Origin of the sequence: Laceyella sacchari (assembly GCF_024927925.1) — a bacterium.
Classification (GTDB): domain Bacteria; phylum Bacillota; class Bacilli; order Thermoactinomycetales; family Thermoactinomycetaceae; genus Laceyella; species Laceyella sacchari.
The window spans coordinates 1,716,630-1,742,200 of sequence record NZ_CP103866.1 but is presented as its reverse complement, the minus strand read 5'-3'; the positions used below and the strand labels follow the sequence as shown (position 1 = coordinate 1,742,200).

The 25,571-nt window shown below is 47.4% G+C and carries 21 protein-coding genes, 1 pseudogene and 1 riboswitch; of the genes and pseudogenes, 11 read left to right on the top strand and 11 right to left on the bottom strand.

Translation table 11 applies throughout. The annotated features are described in order from the left end of the window. Window positions 1-48 precede the first annotated feature (48 nt). Entirely contained in the window at window positions 49-1,539 is a 1,491-nt protein-coding gene (locus NYR52_RS08660; RefSeq protein ID WP_259435461.1) for a glutamate synthase subunit beta, read from the bottom strand. A gap of 10 nt (window positions 1,540-1,549) precedes the next feature. Continuing rightward, the gene (gene gltB, locus NYR52_RS08655; RefSeq protein WP_259435460.1) at window positions 1,550-6,142 is read right to left on the bottom strand and encodes a glutamate synthase large subunit; all 4,593 of its coding nucleotides are present in this window, start codon (window positions 6,140-6,142) and stop codon (window positions 1,550-1,552) included. 162 nt (window positions 6,143-6,304) lie between these two features. Between gltB and gltC the strand changes: the two genes are divergently transcribed. From gltC to NYR52_RS08635, 4 genes are all read left to right on the top strand, one after another. Beyond that, on the top strand, window positions 6,305-7,210 hold the full coding sequence (gene gltC, locus NYR52_RS08650; RefSeq protein ID WP_132220522.1) for a glutamate biosynthesis transcriptional regulator GltC: 906 nt from the start codon (window positions 6,305-6,307) through the stop codon (window positions 7,208-7,210). A gap of 174 nt (window positions 7,211-7,384) precedes the next feature. Then, entirely contained in the window at window positions 7,385-8,530 is a 1,146-nt protein-coding gene (locus NYR52_RS08645; RefSeq protein WP_259435459.1) for a nucleotide disphospho-sugar-binding domain-containing protein, read from the top strand. A 107-nt stretch (window positions 8,531-8,637) separates the two neighbouring features. Then, complete coding sequence (locus tag NYR52_RS08640) at window positions 8,638-9,174, top strand: DinB family protein (RefSeq protein WP_132220518.1); 537 nt, start codon at window positions 8,638-8,640, stop codon at window positions 9,172-9,174. Between the two features lie 103 nt (window positions 9,175-9,277). Continuing rightward, window positions 9,278-9,454, top strand: coding sequence for a hypothetical protein (locus NYR52_RS08635; RefSeq protein ID WP_022738237.1), 177 nt, complete (start codon window positions 9,278-9,280; stop codon window positions 9,452-9,454). 59 nt (window positions 9,455-9,513) lie between these two features. Here NYR52_RS08635 and NYR52_RS08630 read toward each other — a convergent pair. The 3 genes and pseudogenes from NYR52_RS08630 to NYR52_RS08620 all read right to left on the bottom strand — a co-directional run. Next, window positions 9,514-9,777: pseudogene (locus tag NYR52_RS08630) on the bottom strand (DUF2087 domain-containing protein); the annotation flags it as partial. Between the two features lie 112 nt (window positions 9,778-9,889). Then, window positions 9,890-10,045: a hypothetical protein gene (locus NYR52_RS08625; protein ID WP_170176049.1), complete on the bottom strand. Its 156-nt coding sequence runs from the start codon at window positions 10,043-10,045 to the stop codon at window positions 9,890-9,892. A 70-nt stretch (window positions 10,046-10,115) separates the two neighbouring features. Then, window positions 10,116-11,975, bottom strand: coding sequence for a Xaa-Pro dipeptidyl-peptidase (locus NYR52_RS08620; RefSeq protein WP_259435458.1), 1,860 nt, complete (start codon window positions 11,973-11,975; stop codon window positions 10,116-10,118). A gap of 156 nt (window positions 11,976-12,131) precedes the next feature. Between NYR52_RS08620 and NYR52_RS08615 the strand changes: the two genes are divergently transcribed. Both NYR52_RS08615 and NYR52_RS08610 read left to right on the top strand, forming a co-directional pair. Beyond that, the gene (locus NYR52_RS08615) at window positions 12,132-12,431 is read left to right on the top strand and encodes a hypothetical protein (RefSeq protein WP_022738264.1); all 300 of its coding nucleotides are present in this window, start codon (window positions 12,132-12,134) and stop codon (window positions 12,429-12,431) included. Window positions 12,432-12,577: 146 nt separating this feature from the next. Beyond that, window positions 12,578-13,945, top strand: coding sequence for a M28 family peptidase (locus NYR52_RS08610; protein WP_259435457.1), 1,368 nt, complete (start codon window positions 12,578-12,580; stop codon window positions 13,943-13,945). Between the two features lie 67 nt (window positions 13,946-14,012). Here the strand turns inward: NYR52_RS08610 and NYR52_RS08605 are convergent, their stop codons facing one another. The 4 genes from NYR52_RS08605 to NYR52_RS08590 form a co-directional block, all read right to left on the bottom strand. Beyond that, the gene (locus tag NYR52_RS08605; protein ID WP_259435456.1) at window positions 14,013-14,873 is read right to left on the bottom strand and encodes an AraC family transcriptional regulator; all 861 of its coding nucleotides are present in this window, start codon (window positions 14,871-14,873) and stop codon (window positions 14,013-14,015) included. Window positions 14,874-14,969: 96 nt separating this feature from the next. Further along, on the bottom strand, window positions 14,970-15,158 hold the full coding sequence (locus NYR52_RS08600; RefSeq protein WP_022738269.1) for a hypothetical protein: 189 nt from the start codon (window positions 15,156-15,158) through the stop codon (window positions 14,970-14,972). A 52-nt stretch (window positions 15,159-15,210) separates the two neighbouring features. Continuing rightward, window positions 15,211-15,756 (bottom strand): S1 RNA-binding domain-containing protein, encoded by a 546-nt coding sequence (locus NYR52_RS08595; protein WP_022738270.1) that lies wholly within the window; start codon window positions 15,754-15,756, stop codon window positions 15,211-15,213. Window positions 15,757-15,988: 232 nt separating this feature from the next. Beyond that, window positions 15,989-16,603 (bottom strand): hypothetical protein, encoded by a 615-nt coding sequence (locus NYR52_RS08590; protein WP_132220508.1) that lies wholly within the window; start codon window positions 16,601-16,603, stop codon window positions 15,989-15,991. Between the two features lie 100 nt (window positions 16,604-16,703). Here NYR52_RS08590 and NYR52_RS08585 point away from each other — a divergent pair, with 100 nt between their 5' ends. Together NYR52_RS08585 and NYR52_RS08580 are read left to right on the top strand one after the other, a co-directional pair. Further along, window positions 16,704-16,913, top strand: coding sequence for a hypothetical protein (locus NYR52_RS08585; RefSeq protein WP_259435455.1), 210 nt, complete (start codon window positions 16,704-16,706; stop codon window positions 16,911-16,913). 857 nt (window positions 16,914-17,770) lie between these two features. Then, window positions 17,771-18,814 (top strand): tyrosine-type recombinase/integrase, encoded by a 1,044-nt coding sequence (locus tag NYR52_RS08580; RefSeq protein WP_132220506.1) that lies wholly within the window; start codon window positions 17,771-17,773, stop codon window positions 18,812-18,814. Window positions 18,815-18,914: 100 nt separating this feature from the next. Here the strand turns inward: NYR52_RS08580 and NYR52_RS08575 are convergent, their stop codons facing one another. Continuing rightward, window positions 18,915-20,012: an NAD(P)H-dependent flavin oxidoreductase gene (locus tag NYR52_RS08575; RefSeq protein ID WP_445727839.1), complete on the bottom strand. Its 1,098-nt coding sequence runs from the start codon at window positions 20,010-20,012 to the stop codon at window positions 18,915-18,917. A 208-nt stretch (window positions 20,013-20,220) separates the two neighbouring features. Then, a riboswitch (Lysine riboswitch) is annotated at window positions 20,221-20,410 on the top strand. A gap of 112 nt (window positions 20,411-20,522) precedes the next feature. Between NYR52_RS08575 and lysA the strand changes: the two genes are divergently transcribed. After that, window positions 20,523-21,845 carry a diaminopimelate decarboxylase gene (gene lysA, locus NYR52_RS08570; protein WP_132220502.1) on the top strand — a complete coding sequence of 441 codons (1,323 nt, stop codon included), beginning with the start codon at window positions 20,523-20,525 and terminating at the stop codon, window positions 21,843-21,845. Between the two features lie 259 nt (window positions 21,846-22,104). Beyond that, window positions 22,105-22,314: a luciferase domain-containing protein gene (locus NYR52_RS08565; protein ID WP_375163140.1), complete on the top strand. Its 210-nt coding sequence runs from the start codon at window positions 22,105-22,107 to the stop codon at window positions 22,312-22,314. 58 nt (window positions 22,315-22,372) lie between these two features. On the opposite strand, the gene NYR52_RS08560 is transcribed toward NYR52_RS08565, so the two are convergent. Beyond that, complete coding sequence (locus NYR52_RS08560; RefSeq protein WP_259435454.1) at window positions 22,373-24,646, bottom strand: ATP-binding cassette domain-containing protein; 2,274 nt, start codon at window positions 24,644-24,646, stop codon at window positions 22,373-22,375. Window positions 24,647-24,977: 331 nt separating this feature from the next. Between NYR52_RS08560 and NYR52_RS08555 the strand changes: the two genes are divergently transcribed. Next, a complete protein-coding gene (locus tag NYR52_RS08555) occupies window positions 24,978-25,535 on the top strand; it encodes a GNAT family N-acetyltransferase (RefSeq protein WP_132220498.1) in 558 nt (185 codons plus the stop codon). Window positions 25,536-25,571 lie beyond the last annotated feature (36 nt).

Below are 25,571 nucleotides of genomic sequence, written 5' to 3'. Positions count from 1 at the left end.
ATGACAAAGTGAGAAAATGACTTCCCACTTTGTCATATGCATGTATCTCTATATCGCTTTCTCAGCACCTTGTGTGGTTGCCATCAAATATTGATCGCAAGCGCGGGCTGCTTCCCGACCTTCGTGGATGGCCCATACGATCAGACTTTGTCCCCTCCGCATATCACCGGCGACAAAAACCCCTTCAAGATTGGTGCGGTAATCGCCATAAGCGGCATTGACTTTGAAATTGGTGTGCGCAAGACCCGCGTGAGAGAGAAGTTTTTCTTCCGTTCCCGCGAAACCGATGGCGATCAATACCAGCTGGGCCGGCCAGATCCGCTCACTGCCAGGTATCTCTTTAAATGTATAGCTCCCATCCGGTGCATAAATTTTCTCCATATCTACAGTGTGCAATGCTTTCACGCGGCCTTGTGCATCACTGACGATTTTACGTGTGGCAATCGAGTATCGGCGCGGGTCGCGGCCAAATTTCGCTTCAGCTTCCTTATATGCATAATCCAGTGTGAAAACATGAGGATACTCTGGCCAAGGATTATCCGGACGGCGTTTATCAGGTAGTCGGGGATGCTTGCCGAATTGTACAACACTCCGGCATCGTTGGCGCAAGGCGGTCGCCACGCAGTCGGCACCTGTGTCTCCACCGCCAATGACGATCACATCTTTACCTTCCGCTGATAAGTTTGATTCGCCTGTTTGCGGATTGAGCAATTGCTTAGTGGCCGCAGTCAAATAATCCATCGCATACTCTACGCCTGCGGACTCTCTCCCCTCTATCACCAGGTCACGCTGTTGTTGCGCTCCAGCGCACAGGATCACTGCATCATACTCTGATCGCAATTGATCCATCGTGATATCTTTGCCGACTTCGGTGTTGGTGACAAAGGTGATCCCTTCCTGCTCCATGAGCCGCACCCGGCGCTCAACTACTCGCTTCTCCAATTTCATGTTGGGAATGCCGTACATCAACAAGCCGCCAATGCGGTCGGCCCGTTCAAACACGGTAACTGTATGACCTGCTTTATTCAATTGATCGGCGCTGGCTAATCCCGCGGGGCCGGATCCGACCACGGCCACTTTTTTCCCCGTTCGCAATCGGGGTGGCCGAGGAACGATCCATCCCTCGGCAAACCCTTTTTCAATAATGGCCAATTCGATGTTTTTAATGGTCACGGCAGGATCATGAATAGCCACCGTACAAGCCCCTTCGCAGGGAGCCGGGCACACGCGTCCAGTGAATTCGGGAAAGTTATTGGTTTTTAACAGGCGGTCTAGCGCTTCTTTCCAACGCCCGCGGTAGACAAGATCGTTCCATTCTGGAATAAGGTTGTGCACAGGACAACCCGACGCTGAACCGTTTAATTCAAAGCCGGCTTGGCAGAACGGCGTGCCACAATCCATGCAACGAGCACCTTGGATTTGCAACTTTTCTTCAGGAAAAGGAAGTTGATATTCCTCCCAATCGTTCAAACGTGCAAGCGGACTCCGCTCTTGTGGCTCTTCCCTTTTGTATTCAATGAATCCCGTTGGTTTGCCCATAATCTCCCTCCTATCCTGTCGTGACCAGCACATGGTTTTTCGCTTGTTGATCGCGCTGTTTCTTCAGTTGGTTAAACGCTGCCACTTTCGCCTCGGACAAAGATAAACCAGTTTGTTTCAATGTTTCGATGGCTTCCTTCATCGCCTTGTAATCGCGGGGGATCACTTTGATAAACTTCGGCACGTGTTTTTCCCACTCCGCCAGGACAGATTGACCACGGCGGCTATGAGTGTATCGCACATGCTTGGCAATCATGACCCGCACTTGCTCGATCTCTTCCTTGTCAACCAAACGTTCCAACAAGACCATTTCTTGGTTGCAATGGGCGTAGAACCGTTCCGTATCTTCGGCGAGGACATAAGCGATTCCACCAGACATACCCGCGGCAAAGTTTTTCCCGACCGATCCCAAAACAACGACCCGGCCCCCGGTCATGTATTCACAACCATGATCTCCAATGCCTTCGACAACAGCATTCACTCCACTGTTGCGTACGCAGAAACGTTCGCCCGCCATCCCGTTGATATATGCTTCACCAGAGGAGGCGCCGTAGAAAGCGACGTTACCAATGATAATGTTCTCATGCGCGTTAAATGGAGATAAGGATGGTGTTTTCACGATGATTTTGCCACCAGACAACCCTTTGCCGACATAATCGTTGGCATCGCCTTTAATATTCAGGGTAATCCCTTTGGGGAGAAACGCGCCAAAGCTCTGTCCTGCCGACCCCTTGAATGACAGGTGGATCGTGTCTTCAGGCAACCCTTGTTCACCATAACGCTTAGTCACTTCACTGCCCAAAATGGTGCCTAATACCCGGTGATTGTTGTTAACCGTAAATTCTCCCTTCACTGGCGTCCCATATTCCAATGCAGGTTGGCATAAAGGAAGCAGTTGCTGGCAATCAAGTGTTTTTTCCAAATGATGATCTTGTACGGCTGAGGTCGCTCCTTCCGTGTTGCTCTCCGTTGCGGGCTGTGGTTGATAAAAGATTGGCGACAAATCCAAGTGTTTGGCTTTCCAATGTGATTTGGCCCGGTCGCTCACCGTCAATACATCCGTGCGCCCAACCATTTCTTCTACTGTACGGAAGCCCAACTCCGCCATGATCTCTCTCACTTCTTGCGCAACAAAGCGCAGGTAGTTTACCACATGTTCAGGATCGCCCATGAATTTCCGGCGCAACTCCGGATTCTGTGTCGCAACCCCTACCGGACAAGTATCCAAGTGGCATACTCTCATCATCACGCAACCGAGAACCACGAGGGGAGCTGTAGCGAAACCGTATTCTTCGGCTCCCAAAAGGGCGGCCATCACCACATCTCGTCCTGTCAGCATCTTACCATCCGTTTCCAGCACAACACGATCACGCAGTTGGTTCAATTGCAACGTTTGGTGTGCTTCCGCCAAACCCAACTCCCATGGCATCCCCGCGTGTTTGATGCTGGTGCGGGGAGAAGCGCCTGTTCCTCCGTCGTGCCCACTAATTACAATCACATCTGCCAGTCCTTTGGCTACCCCTGCGGCGATGGTTCCCACCCCCGCTTTGGAAACCAATTTAACGCTGATCCGTGCTTGAGGGTTGGCGTTTTTAAGATCATGAATCAATTGCGCCAGGTCCTCGATAGAGTAAATGTCATGATGTGGTGGGGGTGAAATCAGCCCTACTCCTACAGTGGAACCGCGCACTTCCGCGATCCATGGGTACACCTTGTTGCCCGGCAATTGTCCGCCTTCGCCCGGTTTGGCCCCTTGCGCCATCTTGATTTGTATCTCATCTGCGTTGACCAAATAATGGCTGTTGACACCAAACCGCCCTGAGGCCACCTGTTTGATTGCGCTGCGTCGTGAATCGCCATTGGCATCCACTTGATACCGGCGAGGGTCTTCGCCACCTTCCCCGCTGTTGCTTTTGCCTCCGAGACGATTCATCGCGATCGCCAACGCCTCATGTGCCTCTTGGCTCAAAGCGCCGTATGACATGGCCCCGGTCTTGAAGCGACGCACAATCGATTCGACCGGTTCTACTTCTTCAATCGGAATAGATGGCCGGTTTGATTTGAATGCAAATAAACTCCGTAGGAAGAGTAAATGTTCATCGTTGGCCATTTGCGTGAATTTCTTAAACAACGCATAGTCATTGCGGCGGCACGCTTGTTGCAGGGTGTGGATCGTCAGCGGATTATAGGCATGGGGTTCCCCGTTGCGACGCCATTGTAGATCGCTTCCTGCTTCCAACGATGATTCACCATGCGGATCGAATGCTTGGGCATGGCGCATCACGGTTTCTTGCGCGATCACATCCAGTTGAATTCCGCCGATTTGTGAAGAAGTACGGGTGAAGTAAGTGTCAATTACCTTTTTGCCAATGCCGATCGCCTCAAAAATCTGTGCCCCGCGATAACTTTGGATGGTGGAAATACCCATTTTGGACATCACTTTTACTATGCCTTCCGTCGCAGTCGTAATATAGCGACGCACTGCTTCTGCATAGGTGATCCCAGGCAATGCACCATCCTGGATCATCTGTTTGTAAGTGGCGATGGCAAGGTACGGATTGATCGCATCTGCTCCATATCCAAGCAACATAGCCAACTGATGCACATCACGCGGTTCTGCTGATTCAACAAGCAAGCTCACTTTGGTTCTCGTTCCTCTGCGCACCAAATGATGATGCAAACCGCTGACGGCAAGCAATGCCGGAATAGCCGCATGTTCTTCATTTACTCCTCGATCTGTGAGGATTAGCAAGGTAGCCCCTTCATCGATCGCTGCATCCGCATGGTTAAATAATTCATCCAATACCTCCGCCAACTCATGCTGTCTGGACACGGGAAACAACATTGACAGGGAAGCTGTTTTAAATGCCGGATGGGTGTTGCCGGCCAGTCTGCCTAACTCTTCATCGGCAAGGATGGGGGTAGACAGTCGGATACGGCGACAATGAGTCGGCGAAGGCTTCAACAGATTGCCTTCCGCACCAAGTAGCGTTGTCGTGGAGGTAACACATTGTTCACGAATAGCATCGATGGGCGGATTGGTGACTTGGGCGAAAGATTGTTTGAAATAGTTGTACAATAGTTGTGGTCGATCAGACAGGACGGCAAGCGGAGTATCGCTCCCCATTGCGCCGACAGGGTCTTTTCCTTCTGTCACCATGGGCGCCAGATTTTTAGTTATCTCCTCATAGGTATAACCAAAAGCTTTTTGTAAACGCACAAGTTCATCTGTAGCAAGCTCTTTGACTTCCGATGGCCCCGGCAGGTCGTTCAACTTGACCATATGCTGACGCAACCACTCACCATATGGCGCTTCCGCTGCAATTCGCTCTTTCAATTCTTCATCATCAATGATGCGCCCCTCATCCAAACTCACCAACAACATGCGCCCCGGTTGCAAACGGGCTTTGCGCACCACTTTCTCTTCAGGCACGTCCACTACACCGACTTCAGAGGAGAAAATCACCAGATCATCAGAAGTGACGTAATATCTCGCCGGACGGAGGCCATTGCGATCCAATAAGGCGCCGATCTGGGTACCATCCGTGAAAGCGATGGCGGTAGGGCCGTCCCACGGCTCCATCAGGCAACTGTGATAAGCGTAAAAGGAACGCCGCGCTTCACTCATTTGCCCATCATGTTCCCAAGGTTCGGGGATCATCATCATTGCGGTGTGGGCTAAAGATCGCCCGGATAAGGTCATGAATTCAAAGCAATTGTCCAAAATCGACGAATCGGTACCCTCCATGTCCAATACAGGGAAAATCTTGTCCAAATCCTGCCCGAAGACATCCGATTGAAACATCTTTTCCCTGGCGAGCATCCAATTCACATTCCCGCGCAATGTATTGATTTCGCCATTGTGCAACAAGTATCGGTTGGGGTGTGCCCGCTTCCAACTCGGAAAGGTGTTGGTGCTGAAGCGGTTGTGTACCATCGAGAAGGCGGATGCAAATAGTGAGTCCTGCAAATCGGGGTAAAATTCACCCAACTGCGAGGGAGTCAACAATCCTTTATATACGAGGGTGCGGCTGGACAGCGTAGCTGCATAAAAATCTTCTCCTGCTTCCCGCTCCATTCGCTTGCGAATCACATAAAGTTTCCGTTCAAAAGCCAATGGGTCCAATCCTTGGCTGTTTGCAATGAAGACTTGGCGTATCACCGGTTGTGTTTTTCGAGCCGTTTCTCCAATGTTCTGATGATTCACCGGTACCGTTCTCCACCCTAGCAAGGTTTGCCCTTCCTCCGTCGCGATTCGCTCCAATTTCTCTTCATACGCGGTGCGAAGTGACGGCTCATGCGGCAAAAACAACATGCCAACTCCATATTGCCCTGCCTCCGGTAACGAGATGCCGATCTTAGCGCACTGGTTCTTTAAGAATTGGTGCGGGATTTGCACCATGATACCCGATCCGTCTCCCGTTGCGTGATTTTCCCCGCCGCGGTGGGTCAGCTGGCACAAGATATGCAATCCTTTTTCAACGATGTCATGGGAGGCTTTTGCCTTCAGATTGGCCACAAATCCGATGCCGCAAGCGTCATGTTCGAATGCGGGGTCATAAAGCCCTTGTTTTCTTGGCAACTCTGTATGATTATGACTCATCATTCTTCACTCCCTTGTGAAGATTTGGTTTTGGCGCCCTTGTCAGGAAATATCACGTTAAGATGTATTGTCATTTTATATTTGTATAATTATATTAACAATATATATTTCCGATTAAATTAATCGCATATTGAGATGGATAAAAAAGGGGGAGGGGCTGGGATGGAGTTAAGACAAATTCAATATTTCATTGAAGTCGCCAAGCGCGAGCATGTGACTGAGGCTGCACACGCCCTTCATGTAGCGCAGTCAGCGGTCAGCCGGCAAATCGCCAATCTGGAGTCGGAATTGGGGGTTGCCCTCTTCACTCGGGAAGGTCGAAATGTGAAATTGACGCCTTTGGGCAAGATATTCCTCACCCATGCGCAAAAGGCTTTGCGAGAGATAGAAAAAGCCAAACAAGAAATCGAAGAATATCTCGATCCGGCCAAAGGTTCTATCCGCCTGGGGTTTCCGAGTAGCTTGGCCGCCTATATCCTGCCCACGGTTATTTCCGCTTTTCGGGCAAAATATCCCAACATCGGGTTTCAACTCAAGCAAGGCGCGTATCATCATCTCATCGACTCCGTTATCAACGGCGAAGTAGATATCGCCTTTATCGCCCCAGTGCCCACGGATGTAAAAGAAGTGGAAGGCCATATCTTTTTTTCTGACAAGATCGTTGCGTTGTTGCCATCTCACCATCCGCTTGCCGACTATCCTGCTCTACGACTGAGCCAGCTCAAAGATGAGTCGTTTGTCTTGTTTCCCAAAGGTTTTGTGCTGTACCAATTGGTGGCCAACGCTTGCCATCAAATGGGGTTCCAGCCCAAAGTGGCTTTCGAGGGGGAAGACATTGATGCCATCAAAGGTTTGGTCGCTACCGGTCTCGGGGTGACGTTGTTGCCAGAAGTCACTTTGATCGACAGCACTCCGCGCGATACCGTCAAAATTCCCATCAGCGAACCGGAATTAGCCCGGACTGTGGGCGTAATTATTCCCAAAAAGCGTAAATTGCCTCCTTCCGAACAATTGTTTTATGACTTTATCGGTGAGTTCTTCAGCATGTTAAACCAGTTTAGTCTTTAGATGAACCCGCATTCTTCGGGCGAGCGGAGAATGCGGGGTGTTTACTTTTTGGATACGGAATGTTCAGTAGATATTCATTGAACCCACCAACCGGGTCATATAATCTAATCGTGTAGGGCAAAGGTAAATATTAACTTTTTAGTGTCAAATTTCACTGATAAGAAGGTGTGTCGGATGAAAGTACTTTTTTTAATCCAATCTGCCCATGGACATATGAATCCTAGTCTTGCTATAGCCAAAGAGTTGGTGCGTCGCGGTGAGCGCGCGATTTTTTTTACAATACCCGAATTCCGGAATGCCGTGGAAGCGGTCGGTGCGGAATATCAACCGATTCCTGAAAAATTCAGCCTGGGGCATGTTGTCAAGGAACATGGTATCTCCATGCTTAATGATCCGGACAAGTTTATGAAGTTATCCTTGCAGATTCTTCAATCACAGAAAGAGCAGGCACACGAACTGCTTGAGCCTCTCGTCAGAGTAGACACAGACCTGATCGTGTATGACCATATGTGCGTTTGGGCCAAAGAACTGCTGAAATCTCTCCAAATTCCCTCGGTCGCTTATTTCAGTAGCTTTGCAATGACAGAAGACTCGGTGTTCATGAAACAGAGAGCCCGCATCGTAAACGATGAGGCAGTCATGGCAAAAATACGCGAGTTTTTTTGTGCCAATGATGGTCTTAATCTTGTCATGATCCCTAAAATATTCCAACCGGATTCTGAGTCTCTTGGCAATCACTTCGCCTTTGTCGGTCCACAGATCACCGAGCGGCCAACCCAACCTGACTTAGGCACCACGTTAGATCCTGATCGCCCCATCATGTACATCTCTTTAGGTTCCATTCTTTCCAATACCTCATTTTATCTCACATGCATGGAAGCATTTGCTGATACCGAATGGCAAGTGATCATGAACGTCGGTCCGGGAACGAACATTGAGTCATTGGAACCAACACCTAATAACTTCATCATCCGCAACTTTGTCCCGCAATTAGAAGTACTAAAACAGGCCCAAGTGTTTATTACACACGGTGGCATGAATTCCACCATGGAGTCATTATGGTATGAGGTACCTCCTATTGTGATTCCACAAAGCTCCGATCAACCTTTAGTAGCCGAACGCATCAAAAAGCTGGGACTGGGTACAGCGCTCTCACCTTCTGACGTATCAGTGGAAACGCTGCGGGAAGCTGTCGATGTCGCACGCACAGAGTCTTCGATCAAACAAAACTTGGCCCAAATGAAAAAAGAATTATTGGCGGCAGGTGGACCAGCACGAGCAGTCACTCTCCTGCAAGAGTATGTCAAATCTTATAGATAAACAAAACCCCCATGGCCATAAAGTCATGGGGGTTGTTTGTCGACAGATGGACTTTGGCTCGTTATCTGATATGATAGCTGCAAGGAACAGTGAAAGGGGCTTTGTTCATGGAACGCGCAAGCTTTCAATTGGATGATGTTACAAATATTCTTGCCAGAACACCAAAAGTATTGCGTCAGATGTTGGAAGGATTGCCAGATGCCTGGATTCACTGCAATGAAGGGGAAGGAACATGGTCGCCTTTTGAAGTGTTGGGTCACCTAATCCATGGTGAAAAAACGGACTGGATCCAACGCATCCAGATTATAGTCGGTGATGGGGATGAAAAAACGTTTGTCCCCTTTGACCGCACTGCCCATCTTCATGTAAACCGGCATAAGTCACTCGAAACCCTTCTCGATGAATTCGAAGCCGTCCGGAACAAAAATGTGCGAACCTTAAAAACGATGGTTCTAACGGAGCATGATTTGAATCGCACTGGTAAACATCCTGAGCTTGGCGTTGTCACCCTGCGGGAATTGCTGGCAACTTGGGCTGTCCACGACCTTAGTCACGTCCAGCAAATTGTCAGGGTGATGGCCAAGCATTATCATGATGAGGTAGGGCCTTGGAAAGCATATCTGGGCATTCTTCAGAGCAAATAGATTTTTATCATGGCCATAAAGTCTTGGGGGTTTTGTTTAGGAAAGTTATGGTATATTGATACATGGACTCTTTTCAAACACTATGCATAGGAGGTGTTTTCCCGTGGACAAACGTTATCATTTGGATCTGTCCATTCAGGACTTGAAGCAAGCGAATCAGATCCTCCACCGTGCAGCCGATCGGTTGGATGCCATGAATCATGATAAATCATACACCTTGAGCAACCTCATCGCTGATTTTGAAGAGCTGATTGAAGAACTGGAGAATCCGGATGAATAATCCGGATTCTTTGTGAGTAATGCCGACCCGAGAGAATCATAAGACCCAATCAGTCCCATCTAAAACGTTCTCCACATGTCAGGCGGATTCAATTCGTAGATACCGTTTTCCCGATACATGAAATGGTTGATGATTAATTCACGCCGAATCGTCGCATAATCATCGTGAAACTTTTTAATGTATTCATTCAGTTCATTTTCTGGATATTTTACACCGACTTTCAAGTCTTTGACGAGATATTCCAACACCATCAGCTTTTTCTTATGTTTTGCCGGGAGATATATCAGCTTCCCATTAGCAGTGAAGAAAGTCCGAATGACTTCCCATCGGTTTTGCTCCAATTCCCCTCTCTGCCTTCTTTCAAAGACTAATCCTACTTCGCGGTTCGCAAACAAAAACAGGCCATTGGAATTGCTGGCCTGTTTTTGTTTGGTTTCAGGTCTCATCCGAACGGGACATATAATCGCGAGCGTAAGGATCACCTGGTTGTGTATGATTTTTAAACTGGCTCAACCGGCCATTACGCCCTTCGCCACCGCTCACTTTTACTTTCCGTTGCCCATTGTTGTCTTTCGCTTGCTTTTTGGACATGGTTGCCATCCCTCCTTTTTGGAGGTAGGATGCCCGGTGTGTTTTCGCTATATCCGCGGGAACCGCTCCTTCACTTCACCACAGGCAGAATGAGTTGGCTTTTTGCGGGGTTAATCGTGATCTTCGTCCCGCCCGTAGGTCGAATGGTAAAGTCATGATCACTTGACATCAACACGACGCCAATGCGGTGACCTTTTTTGAACACATAATCATCAGCTTGCAAATCCCACTCGAAGGTGTATTCTTTTCCGGGAATTACTGGTTTTGCTTTGCTGTCAGAGATGCGGTTCTGCGGATCTAACCAGCCGCGGGTTACAATTTCAAAAGAAGAGACATGGGTCTGATGCTGGTATAGGTAAGCGCATCCATCATCACCCGGAATCCCTTGGCCGTAGCAGATGCGCTGATCCGTCCGTGCTAATCCTTTTTGGTAGTCTACCCGGGTGTCCGTCCCATAATCCACCAACAACGCGGTAAGATTGGCGACAGGCCGATCAATGCTGGCGCGAATCCGGATTTTCGGTGTTCCGCTGATACGGAGGTCTTTTTGTAAAGGATCTCCCAAATAAGCTAAGCGGTTGGGGGATGGTGATTCCGGATTGGAGGCCAGTTGTTCAGCTGTGCGATTGGGATCATCGATCAAGGTTTCCAAGCGCTTGGGTTGGCCTTGGCTTTGCTTCCCCAATTTTCCTCCCGCATCAAGCGGCATCCGCACCTTTTCGGCTTTTTTGTCAGGCCAAGTGGCATGTTGTTCCCAACTGCCCGGAGCGCGTTCGATCCTGACCATTGGCTCCTTCATGATTCCATTGGGAATCTCATACAACCAATAATCAAACCAACGATGCAAGGCAGATAACCACGCTTGTTGTTGAAAACTGAACGGATTGAGGTGCCCACCTTGATGCAACCAAATTTTTCGCGGAACTTTGTGCTTGGCCAAAGCATTCCACCATCTGGCAAATTGTTTGGTTTTTACGTTCCAGTCGTTCAAGCCATGCACCACAAATACACTGGCCTTCACTCTACTGGCATGTTTAACATAATCCCGTTCATGCCAAAAAGCATTCATATCACCGGTCACCCGATCTTGCAATCGCTCCAAAGATGAAATGATTTCCTGGCAGACGGAGGGGTTTTTCCTGGTCAAGACGGCTTTTGCCAACACATCGGCGTCTTCACCTTGATAACCGCCTGATGCTACCACGGCTCCGTTGGCCCGGTAATAATCATACCAACTGCTAATGGCGGCGATGGGAACAATGGTTTTTAGTCCTTTCACACCGGTGGCGGCAACGGCATTAGGCAAGGTTCCATTATATGAAACGCCAATCATCCCGACATTGCCGGTGGTCCAGTCAGCAACCATTGGTTTTCCACTTTCGTCAAACGCTTTGGCTCGTCCATTTAGCCAATCGATCACTGCTTTGGCGCCGATGGTCTCGTTGTGCGCCCCGGATGTCGGGCAGCCTCCCGACAGGCCCGTTCCGGCACTTTCTGCTAAAATGACGGCATAACCGCGCGGCACGAAATAGTTATCATAATAACCAGAAAACGGTTGCGTTTGATCCGGCTCAGCCATGGGCTTGCCTTTTACAGGGCGCAATTCAACATCGACATTGTGGTTGGGAACATCATTAAGTCTCGACCGATAGGGGCTGATTTCATAAATGACGGGTACTTTTTTGTTTGTGTTAGGCCGCATGATTTGAATTGCTATGCGGTCAGGTTCACCGTCGTGGTCGCTGTCCATCGGAGCTTCCACATACCCTTTTTCACGGATGGCGTCTTCATAGGAATAAATGGGCCGGGTCGCTCCATCGCGAACCAGCATGTCAGTCTCTGACGCCTGAGTGGGAACAGAGCTGGAAAAGACAGTGCAGACCACGATACAACTGACGAGAGCAATGATTCGGCCTGTTTTTAAAAACATAACACTCTCCCTTTGCAAATAAATTTATTTCATCATAAACAGTTCTGCATAGACAAACACCCATCCTTGTCATTATGGGCAATCAACATTGCGCAAATGGTTGGGGTGTTGAATATCATGAACTAGGTTCATGGATAAAAGGAGTGAGTCCCAACGATGTACTATGATGATTATGATCCGTATTACTCGGAAGTCGATGATGAATTCGTCTATGCAGACGATGATGGGTATGTTGAACAATTTCCTCCCCGCTCCCCCTTTCGAGTCGCCCCGGAAACATTGCGCATGTACGTTGGTCAAATTGTGAATGTTGTTATTCGTGGAGTGTCGGTCACTCCTCTCCGCGTCTATGTGGCTGATGTGAATCCTTATGGAGATGCTACGTTGATTTCCTGTCGCGGCAATGCGCCCCAGCGCATGGTCGTCTCCGCGCGCGATGTGACGATTGTGGGTTGATGGTTCACTAACTGGAAAGCGAGCGCAAACATCTGTTGTGCGTTCGCTTTTATTTTTATTCATAATATTTTAAAATATATAATCAAGAGAGGGTTTTATAAATATTGATAGAATATAGTTAATAAAAAAATAAAAGGTGATATTGAATGAAAAGGAAAACATTCAAAGTAGGTATGTCCCTCTTGCTTTCCTCTGTGGTTGTATTTGGGACTGCTTTCACCCTTCCACAAGCTTCTGTTCCTGCCAAGGCTAAACAACAAAATATATCTGGAGATCGCATATATCGCGACATCGCGTGGATGTCCAACCGTGACAATGCCCGCGTCGCCGGAACGGAAGGGGAACATCGAACTGCGGCAGCAATTGCCAAACGTTTTCGCGAATTGGGATTAGATGTGAAAATACAAAAATTCCCGTTCAAAACGTTTATTAGCCATGGGCAAGAATTGACCTTGCTTTCCCCTGAAAATAAAGCTATCGAAGCCAAAACTTTCACTTACTCCCCGAGTACGCCTGAACAAGGTCTTAGCGCTGAAGTAGCTTACGCTGGTTTAGGCAAGCCGGAAGATTTTGCCGGAGTTGATGTCAAAGGGAAAATCGCTTTGATTCAACGCGGAGACTTAACCTTCTACGAGAAAGTACAAAATGCTGCAAAAGCCGGAGCGATTGGCGCAATCTTGTATAACAATGTATCTGGTGCTTTAAACGGTACACTCGGTCAAGAAACAGATATTCCTGCTATCGGGCTGTCAGATGTGGACGGAAAACAATTGCAAGAGTTGATCGCTGCCGGGAAGCGTGTGTCTGTCACCATGAAAGTGAAAACAGAAATCTTGGATACCTACTCACAAAATGTGATCGGCACGCTGAAAGCCTCCAAAAAGGCTTCCACCAAAAAAACATTGATTCTGGGCGCCCATTATGACGGGGTGGATACTCCAGCTGCAAACGATAACGCCTCCGGCACCAGCACCATGTTGGAAGTGGCCCGTGCACTTTCTCATAAAAAGCTTAACATGAATGTGAAATTCATTGCGTTTGGTGCGGAAGAAGCCGGGTTGGTTGGTTCGGAGTATTATGTTCAATCTCTGCAAGACAAAGACAAAGCAAACATTGTCGGCATGATCAACATGGATATGGTTGGTGTTGGAGACACCTTTAACATTCTCACGGCTTCCCCTGATGCCAAGTCCTTTGTAGCTGATCACGCCGCAAAACTGGCGGATGAACTCAACTTGCCGTATGAACGCGGATATTCAACCAGAAGTGACCATGCTCCTTTTGAAGATGCCGGCATTCCCGTCGCTTTCGTTCATGTATCTGAAGATCCCTATTATCACAGCGATGAGGATACATTGGACAAAATCCAAAAAGATATGCTGAAGAAATCTGGCACGCTCGTGGTCAATCTCATCAAAGAGATCGCCGGCAAACCAAAACAACCGGTAGGCAAGCCGGCCCATGGTATGAAGGAAATTCGTGGATTGAAACATGAATTTCCCGCAGCGAAGTGATGAAAAGGCTTCTGTCCAATTGGAGGACAGAAGCCTTTTTTGCGTTCTTCAATGAGTATGAATACGATCATTGATCCCCTTTCTTCATGATAGGAACCCAAAGCTCATTGCGATGTGCCTCTCTTGGAAGATAGCATTCGATTGCCGGCAAATGAGCCAGTTCATATGCTGAAGTCGGAACCCATTCAGTGTACAACCGCTTCCAGATTTCTTGCAATCTTTCCGGTGGCCCGTCTATGTCAAAGACAGCCCACATGGCTGGCGGAAATTCCAAAGCGATCATCCCTTTCGGCGGCGTTTGGACGGAGACGGCTGCCATAATATAGTCAAACTCTTCATTCGCGCCAAAGTCACCATCAGCGCAAACGCCCAATATCCCTTGCAATGCATGATTGTTCATACGCATTTCCCACAGTTTTGTCAAAAGCCCTTGCTCTGTTGCACCAGCCCATATCTGAGGCACAGTGTGAAATGCGTCTTGGGTACGGATACGCTCGCGAATTCCTACGATTGAAAATTCGCTTAGCGTTTCGATCCTGTAATTTAACTCAGTCACTCCTTTGATGGTCAGTTGGAAGGAAATGCGGGGGTATGCTTTCAATTTCGTTCCGGCTTTTCTCGCCTCAGTTGGAGTTAGGCCATGTAGGGCATGAAATGCGCGGGTAAACGCTTCCGGCGAATCATAGTTGTATTTAAGCGCCAAATCGATCACTTTGATACGACTGTTCTGCAATTCAAATGCCGCCAAGGTCAAGCGTCGGCGACGTATGTACTCTGACAGGGGCACATCCGTGATGTATGAAAACATGCGTTGGAAGTGATAAGTGGAACAACAGGCAACTCTGGCTGCTTCTGAGTAAGAAATATCTTCTGTGATGTGATCTTCAATATAAGTAATCGCATCGTTCATCTTATTAACCCAATCCATTTTTATCCCCCTTTAAAAGCAAGTATAAGCGTACAACAAATCAAAAGCCGTGCATTCATTGCACGAGAATGCACGGCTTTTGATTGCTTTGATCATTTATTTTGCTTCCATCCACATTCCATGGATCATGACGGATTTGATTACCCACTGGTCGCCGTCTTTGATGCACGGAAAACGGATGTTCTCGCCCGGATGATAAAGGTACAGATGGTCTGCTGTCTGCAATATGACCTGGCTCTCTCGAATCAATTGGTGGATGTCATGGCCAGAAAGCTTTTTCCTCAACCTTTCCTCTACCCGTTCCCGCAGATGGCGGGTGAAGTGGAAACGAACCGGGTCAAAGATGATTCCCCCTTTGCTCCATCTCCTTAAGGAAATGATGGACCAGGTCCCGCTTAAAAGTGGGCAAGGCCTTCATCATGGCCATGGTAAAATGAAACACGCCCATCTTCCGCACCATCGCTTCCACTTTTTGTTTGGACTCTTCCGAAACTAACCCGAATTCTTTGGAAAGATACTGGATGATTTCCTGAATCTCATCCGCAGGTGGTTGTTGCTCGGGTAAGGGAGCTTTGATACTGGCCAAAACTTGAAAGGGGTTTTCCTTTTTGTCATGATACGCCAGACTGAGTTCCAGCTTATTATCTTCTTTGACTTGGCGGATTTCCGCTTCAATGATTTGCTGGGTATGTAGTTCCACATGTTCAGGAATTTGTGAGATATGAATCAAGCCTGAGGCCATATGCTCGTCTTTTGTCACTGCAAATGCGCCGTAATCAACCAACTTAGTTATACGAACCTGCACTCTGTCCCCGGGTTGATACGGGAGTTCCTTTTTTTGAGACTTATACAGATGATTCAAGATGTTCTGATCAATACTCATGAATATTGTTCACTCCGATAGTAGTTATTTAAACGATTATATCATGTTGTTTAATCTGTATCAGTCTAATAGAAAATATTACATACGACACTTTCTATTTGAATATGAATAAAAGAATGATGTTTCAGAAATTGGCAACTACGAGACTTTTCTACCATTCGATTCGATTGTTTTAAAAAAAAGATCAAGGCATGTCTTGATCTTTTGTGTTTGCATTGTATCCTGCACCGCTTCATTTGTCAACGGTAAAAAGACGTTTAAGCAAAGCAACCTCTTCCTTACTGTAAGACCGTTCAATTCGCTTGATCACCTTCTCATTGAGTGGAGTTCGTACAATGAACGGAATCTTAGATTGGAGGACTTTTTCGTGAATCATGTTGATTTTCGCAGCATCGAACTCCTCGCTCAACAGATCGATCGACGATCCATCTTTGAAGGTGAGAGTGTATTCAAAATAAAGGTTTCTCGCGGAGGCTTTGCCGATCCAATCCGCAGTCGCCGACTTAATGTCCGACCATGCGTAAACTTGGTCGTTCACAGTGATTTTTTGGTGATCCACCCGTATGCCATAATCGAAATTTTGATAATACTTGAAGCCCGCAAACAACAATACGGGGATGCCGACAATCAGCCAAAACATCCGGGCACGTCGGTTCCAATAGAGAGAAAATAACAATGCCACACTAGCGAGCGCAAATAAAAAGATATAGCCGATTACATCTCCAGAGAAATACAAAGCCCCTTTTTCATATTGCCTCGTTTCCTGCCATCGGTGCATTCCATAAAACAATCCGGCAAAGAGAAGTATGTGCAACGGAATGTGCCAAATCCTGAATTTTAATAGCAACTGTCCAACCTCCTAATTAAGAGAACTGCCTCTTTATCGTAAGCGATGATTGCGATTTCGACAATCTGTGTCATAATCATGCTGAAAGGAGAGTGAGTGTATGGATCATAGACGATTACAACCGAATGAGATGGATGAATTATTGGCGAAGATCGGTAAAGAAAGTAATCTGCTTTACTTCACCTATCTCACGGTCAGACGGCAACAAACAGTCCATTACGGACAATTCTCATCAGATGGCCGCTTACTGGGTGTGCTAGCCTATCTGTATGGATTGCCGTTTCATGCTTTTTCGTATGCATTATTTTAGGAAGAGGTTTGTATCCGCTCCCTGCTGACTTATCTCAAGGAAGAATTAAATCTTCCCGATGGAGACGTCGGGAGTACCTTTTTATGATCCTGTCTATGTCGAACTTGGCAATATCGGGACAACGGTGAGCCGAAGAAGGCAAGGTTGGGGGCGGATCATTACAACGGAGTTGACCCGCCGAGCGAGAGAATACTCTTCAGATGTGTACTAGTATGTGTTTGATGACAATGTCCCCGCCATTCACCTGTACGAATCTTTGGGGTACCGATTGGTTTCCAAATTGCAACGGTTGTAATTTGCTCTCTGATCTACAAGATATTAACAGATGATTCGTTTTATATATTTATTGTGAATTCAACAAGAAAAACAATGACCTTCAGTTTCGATTTTACTATAATAATAGTTGGTTAACGAAAGAATCGTTTCGTTAACCAATATGACGAAAAAATAGGCTCTTTAGCCATCTGCCAGGGCTACTAATCCTGTTGTGGCATCGTCATTGCAAGTCGGTTTCCCTTGCGGAGTGAAAAAATGGATTGTATCCACCCGGTCTTTGTCGTAGCTACAAGGTCGGCAACTTGATAATAAGAATGGAGGAGCGATGTTTTTTATGAGGTTCTCTCGTTACCCCCCCATTACGTTGCAAAACCATACGAAAAATTAATTGGCGGAAAGCCGAAAGTCCAGGAATACCAAGACTTTTGGCGGATTATATGATTTTGTAAACCAATAGCGACCGAAAAGGCCTTTTATTTTTCGTCTGAATCCCATAGGTCTCCCCAATTTTTCATTTTTGACTTCTTTTCCAAATATACTAACCTGTTTTTTATCATAATTCACACCGGAGTGAAGCAACAATGAAATACTTATCACGCAAATTACCAGAAAATATCAATCGCTTAGCCATGGAACTTCCTGAAGATGTCCAAGAGTACATATTGGAGATGATCAGTGCCGACCGTTCCATCGAAACAGTCGCGGCGTATGTATACGACTTTAAACTGTTTTTTGATTATTTGGAAGAACATGGGCACGAACTTGAAGATGTGACCGGTCGCACGATCAAGCGCTTTTTTCGATATATCGAACATGGGTATGAGCGCAAAGTAACCAGAAAGATCAATGGAAGAGTTGTTGAAACAGTACAGGTGCGGGAGAATTCGCATGCGGGCAAAAATCGCAAACGGGCTTCGCTCCAATCCCTGTTTCGGTATTTGGTTAAATGCGGAGCGCTGGATCGCAACCCCATGACTGAGTTTGAGGATGTGACATTACGCGCCCGCAACAAACAACGCGTTCCCGTTTTTTTAACGCATGATGAAGCCTTGCGTTTGGTTCACAGTGTCCATGACTTCTTCGATATGAGAAACTACAAACGCTTGAGCTGGCTGCGGTATCGGGATCTGGCCATCCTCCTCATTTTTCTTAATACCGGATTGCGCGTTTCTGAGTTAGTGCGCCTCGATACAACCAGCATTCAAGAACAGAAAGGGACCGTTCGTATCGTTGTTTTGGGTAAGGGGAACAAAGAGCGGATGCTAAAGCTGAACAACACCGCCACCACCGCTCTCAAGGATTATATGGCGGTACGGCCTACCCCGGCACCAGGACATGAATCAGCATTGTTTTTAAATCGGAACGGCGGTCGGATCAGTCGCGTCTCTATCAATAAAATCATCAACAAATATGTGAAAGAAGCGGATTTGCCTCCCAAAGCAAAAAACATTTCGCCACATAAATTGCGTCATACACTGGCTACCCTCTTGCTCTCCAACGGCGCCAATATCCGCGTAGTGCAAGAAATTTTGGGCCATTCCTCCATCAACACAACGCAGATTTATACACACGTTGTCAATGATCAAAAGGATGAAGAGTTGGATCGCCTGGATGAATTGATGTAACTAAGGGATGTCTCTGTACAGAGACATCCCATTCCAATTCCTTTATGTTTATAATGCAAACCGATCTGAAATAGATTGCAGTTTGTTATTTTTGTTTATTTCATTTGTCAATTCCCTTTAGTTTCAACATTCTGATGATACTGTCTGTTTCCTGGGCTAATCGATTTACCAGTTCCTGGGCGCTCTGTTGTCTCGCCAATCGGATACCTTGCCCTGCCCACATTGACATCCACTCTGGCCGTAATTGCTCTGCTGCTGCTTTGCGGATGTGTTGTGTCAAAACATGCTGTAATGGATACGGCAACGTCTCAGGCAACTGTTCGGTTAAATCCATTAGCCTGTTGCGCAAGCCGCGCACTGCTTTTCCGGTAATTGACGAAGTCACGGCAACCAGTTCTTCGGAAGCCACGATAAGCGCTTGTTTATATAATGGATGGGCCCCGCTCTCTTCGCATGGGATAAACGCCGTTCCCATCTGCACTGCAGAAGCCCCCAAAGCAAAGCTGGCAGCGATTCCTCTGGCATCCATAATCCCACCAGCGGCAATAACTGGCACCCTGACGTGATCGGCCACCTGTGGAACCAATGCCATGGTGCCAATCATGGCCTCGTGATAAGCGTGGGCAAATGTACCTCGGTGCCCACCGGCTTCACTCCCCTGTGCCACAACGGCGTTGACGCCGAGCCGTTCCAATTGCATGGCTTCATGTACCGTAGTAGCAGTGCCCATGACAAAGATGCCTGCTTTTTTGCATTGTTCCATCTTTTCGGAAGGCAATAGGCCAAAAGTGAAACTGAAGACAGGAACCCGCTCTTCCACGACGACGGCAAATTGCTCGTCAAATTGGTCCTGATAATCGATCGTCAGTTGTTCCGCATCTATCCCCAATTCATCACAAATTGGCTTGAGCTGCCCGATGAGATCCGTTAAGCTTTTTTCATCTACATGCGTTGGTTGTTCAGGAATAAAGAGGTTGACGGCGAAGGGCTTGGATGTCAGCCTGCGGATCTGCTTGATCTCCGCTCGCAGTTTCGATGGGGACAAATATCCGGCGCCCAATGAGCCGAGCCACCGGCATTTGACACGGCTGCCACCAATTCGGGAGTCGTCACTCCTCCGGCCATTGGTGCTTGGATAATCGGATACTGAATGGAGATGGCAGACAACAGCGTTTTGCATTGATGCATGATCGATCATGCCCCTTTCTTTGCTCATTCCAACCATATTGTAACAGACCATTGCTATTTCGATTTTTCAATTCCACCCAGCCATGCTCTGCTATTACAGTGAGTAAGCATTAAAAGGATTGTAAAGAATCCGTTTTCCTCTTCACACCGTCGCCATAGCATGCTATACTAAGACACATTAAATGACAACTGCATAAAACAAAACCTCATCATGGCTTTGATGAGGTAGAGGTTGCGACTTTTATTAGTACATGACCTGAGATCCAGAGAAGATCAGTGACGGCCATGGAAAGGAAAAGTCGCCGAAGTTTCCCTGCATTCTCTGGGCAGGGATGCTGGGTCTGTACCCGAACAGGGGCAGAACTGTCACGCATATTCATTTAATATGCGTGGTGTGCTATCTTCAGGAGATATGGTTATGGTGCGGTTTTGATAAGGGATGCCGTCTATAGTCAGATGGTATTTTTTAATTGCCCGACTATACTCTCCTAATATCAATTGCTGATTAGGAGGTTTTTTTATGCGCTTAACCGGCACGAGTCACATTGGCAGTCAAGGCCATCTCACCATTGGCGGATGCGATACGGTGGAATTGGCTAAAACCTTTGGAACCCCACTCTATGTTTATGACGAAGCATTGATCAGGGAAAACAGTCGCCGTTTTGTCAAATCATTCGAACAAAGCGGATTTACTTTTCAAGTCGCTTACGCCAGCAAAGCATTCAGTTGCATCGCGATGGCGCAACTGGCAGCCGAAGAGAATCTCTCTTTGGATGTGGTCTCAAGCGGAGAATTGTACACTGCCCTCCAAGCTGGATTTCCCGCCGAGCGCATACATTTTCATGGTAACAACAAGTCGGAAGAAGAATTGCGGATGGCGCTTGAAGCAGGCGTAGGCTGTTATGTTGTAGACAACTTTTATGAGATGGCTTTACTCCATGATTTGGCTTCCGCATCCGGCATACAAGTCAATGTGATGCTTCGCCTCACGCCAGGGATTGAAGTGCACACCCATGAATACATCGCTACCGGCCAAGAAGATTCGAAATTCGGTTTTGGTGTGACTGATGGTCAGGCGATGCTTGCGATCCGGCAGGCATTAGCGAAAACGCATTTCAATCTATTGGGTATTCATGTCCACATTGGATCACAAATTTTTGATACTACAGGATTTGTTGAAGCGATCAAGGTCATTCGGGAATTTTTGGACAGCGTGCGGCAAGAAACCGGTTATGAGGTGAAGGTGCTTAATTTGGGCGGAGGGTTTGGCATTCGGTATACCGATGAAGATGATCCGGTGGAAATCGAAACCTTCGTGGAAACAATCACGCAAGAGGTGGCAGCTGCCTGGTCCAAACGCAACTTGCCAAACCCGGAAATTTGGATTGAACCGGGGCGCGGTATTGTGGGGAATGCTGGCACAACTCTATACTCCGTAGGCTCAATTAAGCAGATTCCGGGGATTCGCACATATGTGGCGGTGGACGGAGGCATGACCGATAACATCCGACCCGCCCTTTACCAAGCGAAGTACGAAGCGCTACTGGCCAATAAAGCGTCGATGGAGGCAACTGAAACCGTCTCGATCGCTGGCAAATGTTGCGAAAGCGGAGATATGCTTATTTGGGATATCGATCTGCCACAAGTAACAAGCGGAGACATCCTTGCGGTTCTCTCCACTGGAGCCTATGGCTATTCCATGGCCAGCAACTATAATCGCCTCCGCCGCCCCGCCGTCGTCTTTGTTCGGGATGGTATCGCCGACTTGGTGGTGGAACGGGAAACATATGAAGACCTGGTCCGCCATGATCGCAAAAGATCGGTTTTGTCCAACATCATCTAACGTCTTAGCAAGAACCCGTTCATCATCGGGTTCTATTTTTTTGGGTAACTCCATGCAATGATTAATATATTTTTTCGTATATTAAGTTTAGTAATTTTTGTGAAAGGGAATGGATTTACTAAGCAAGTTATTCATTCCTTCAAGGAGGGGGGCTACTCATGATACTCGAAGCGTTGAGACGTGAATTGCTCAGCTGGGATGGTGTACCGAACATGTCCACCGGTTTGGAGGCGTAGAATTTTGTTATCAGAACAAAGAGTTGGGTCATCTGCACGGTGAAAAACACGCTGATTTCCTGTTTCCCAAATCGATTCGCAACGAGCTCGTTGCTTCCGGGGTGGCTGAACCGCATGTCGTACCTGATTCGGGTGTGAGTTTTTGGATTAAAGGAGAACAAGATCTCCCTCAACTTATCAAACTGTTCAGAATGCAATATGACCGATTGGCCCGGAAGAACAACAAAAACTGAATCATCCGAGGGAAGGCAACCATTCATCACAGGTTGCCTTCTCTTTCATCTGTTTTTCTTAAAATGAACTTAATGCATTGCTTAAGTATTTTCCAGTGATCGACTGTTCCGCATGAATTATCTGCGAAGGGGTGCCCTCAAACACCACCTGTCCCCCTTTGCTGCCTCCGTCTGGTCCCATATCGATAATCCAGTCCGCTTGGCTGATTACATCGAGGTTGTGTTCGATAACAATCACCGTATTACCGGCATCCACGAGACGGTTCATGATCCCCAACAGATGACCGATATCTGACATGTGCAGGCCGGTCGTCGGCTCGTCCATCACATAGATGTTGCCCTTTTTAGGCAATTCGCTTGCCAGCTTGATGCGCTGACATTCCCCACCCGAGAGCGTACTGAGTGGTTGTCCGAGTGTAATATAGTTCAGCCCCACATCGCTCAGCGTCTGGAGCTTACGCACAACCTCTTTGAGGTGAAAGAATTCCAATGCCTGCTCTACAGTCATCTCTAGCACTTCAGCGATGGATTTGCCGTTGAATTTGTATGCGAGTACCTCATCCTTAAATCGTTTGCCTCCGCATTTTTCGCATGGTAACTTCACACTGTCGAGGAATGCAAGGTCGGTATATACAACTCCCAACCCTTTGCAGTTCTCACAAGCTCCCTTAGAGTTAAAGCTAAACAAGCCTGGGCTGACCTTGTTCGCAGAAGCAAACGCCTTGCGCACATCATCCATAATGCCTGTATAGGTTGCGGGGTTTGAGCGTGTCGATACGCCTACCGCCGATTGGTCGATGACGATCGCATCCGGATGCTGGCTGAGAAATACCTTGTTAATCAGTGTGCTCTTGCCTGATCCGGCGACCCCTGTAACTACTGTCAGCACTCCGGTCGGAATATTTACACTCACCTTCCGCAGGTTGTGAAGTGTGGCATCCTTGATGGACAGCTTACCGGATGGTTGCCTGCAATCGTGCTTCAGCTGAAATGGCCGTTTCATATAGGTTCCTGTCAGTGTGCCGGACTCCAGCAGACCTTGGAAACTCCCTTCATACACGATGGTGCCACCGCGACTACCGGCATGAGGCCCGACGTCGACGATATGATCCGCTACCTTAATCACATCGGGATCGTGCTCAACAACAATCACCGTATTGCCCTTGTCACGCAACTTCTGAAGTAACCCATTTAATCGATGCACATCACGGGGGTGCAAACCGACACTGGGTTCATCAAAAATGTAAGTTACATCCACCAGACTGCCGCTTAAGTGTTTCACCATCTTCACACGTTGCGACTCACCGCCGGACAATGTATCCGTCTCGCGATCCAGCGTCAAGTAGTCAAGCCCGATATCCACCAGATGTTGCAACCGTTCCGTCAGCGACTTGACAATAGGAGCGGCAACCGGATCGTCGATTTCCCGGATGGTATGGATGAGCTGTCCCACTTCCATGGCGGACAAATCCGCAATGTTGAGACCGTTGATCTTGCAACTGAGAGCGGCTTGACTGAGTCTCGCGCCATGGCAACTGGGACAGATCCCCTCAGTAATAAAAGGCGCCACAGCTTTTTGTGTACGCTCGGATTTGGTTTTCACATCTTGCTTAATGTATTTGTTGGTGAACTTTTCAATGACACCTTCCACTGTAATATTAGTCGCCTTGCCTGCAAAATCCATTTTTACTTTTCTTGCTTTGGCGTACAGCAAGCGCTCCAATTCTTCATCCGAATAATCGCTCAGCTTCTTGTCGAGATCAAATTCTCCCGTCTGTGCGATGATATTCCATTCCCAGCTGTTCACTGAATAGTCCGGTAGCAAAATCGCCCCTTCATTCAGTGATTTTGACATGTCCAGCGCTTTACTCATATCAACGCTCAGTTTGCGACCGATCCCATTGCACTCGGGACACATGCCTTGAGGATCGTTAAATGAAAACATATGCGGCTGTCCAATGTAAGGCTGACCCACCCGGGAGAAAAGCAGACGGAGAATGGGAGAAATATCGGTAATTGTACCAACTGTGGAGTGAGAACCGCCACCCAGCCGCTTCTGATCCACAATCACAGCCATGCTCAGATTCTCGATTGCGTCCGCATCGGGTTGCGGAACACGTGGCAGAAAGGTACGGACGAACATACTGAAGTTTTCGTTCAGCAGGCGTTGGGATTCAGCGGCGATGGTATCAAAAACAATGGACGATTTGCCGGAACCGGACACACCGGTAAAAATAGTGATTTTTCGCTTAGGAATGCGCAAGGATACGTTTTTGAGATTGTTTTCCCTGGCACCCGAGATGACGATATACTCCTGATGAGATTCGCTCATACTTTACATCCTTTCGATCATGATAAAAGCGAGACCGGGATCGATAGATTTTGTTGATTCAGATCTTATAGTGCAAGTAAGATTGTATCAAAAAACGCAAATCACCGTTTAGGATTTCTCTATTTGCTATACTTCCTCAATTTCCACATGAAAATAAGGCAATGGCGATAAACAAATGACTATTCTATCCTTGTCGCTTGTGAAAAGGAAGCGCCTTCTAAGAAGCTTTGAAGTCATCTATCACAATGCCTACGCTTCCATTTACAACGAAAACATTTCCAAAAAGATGATGATTCTGTATAGTGAATATCGTTAAAGGAGGAAGATTCCCATGCACATACCTATCCGTTTTCTGGAAGGAAAGCAAGTCTATCTGCGTCCGGTCAGTGTTGAAGATGCCGAGTTGTACCATCGCTTTTTGTTTGATTCAGAAACAAGGCGGCTCACCGGCACGCAAAAAAGCTTTACCTTGGAACAAGTACGACAATATATCGAAGCCAAGAATCAAGACTCATCCGGGGTGCTTCTGTTGATTGCCCTAACTGAAAGTGATGAGGTGATTGGGGACATCCAGTTGTTAGAGATCTGTCCGATCAACCGTAGTTGTTATATCCGCATCGCCATCCAAAACCACACACATCAAGGAAAAGGGTATGGCACGGAAGCAATGAAACTTATGTTGGACTATGCTTTTGGTGTCCTGAATTTGCATCGGATTGAATTAAATGTCTTTGCGTTCAATGCACGGGCCATTCACTTGTATGAGAAATTGGGATTCAAAAAAGAAGGGGTGCAACGCGAGGCGTTATTTTACAATCATCAATATCACGATTCTATCATCATGAGCATACTGGAGCATGAATACCGTGAACGCTATGTCAACCAATAAGGGGTAGAGGGAGCGAAGACCGATTTTGGCGCCATC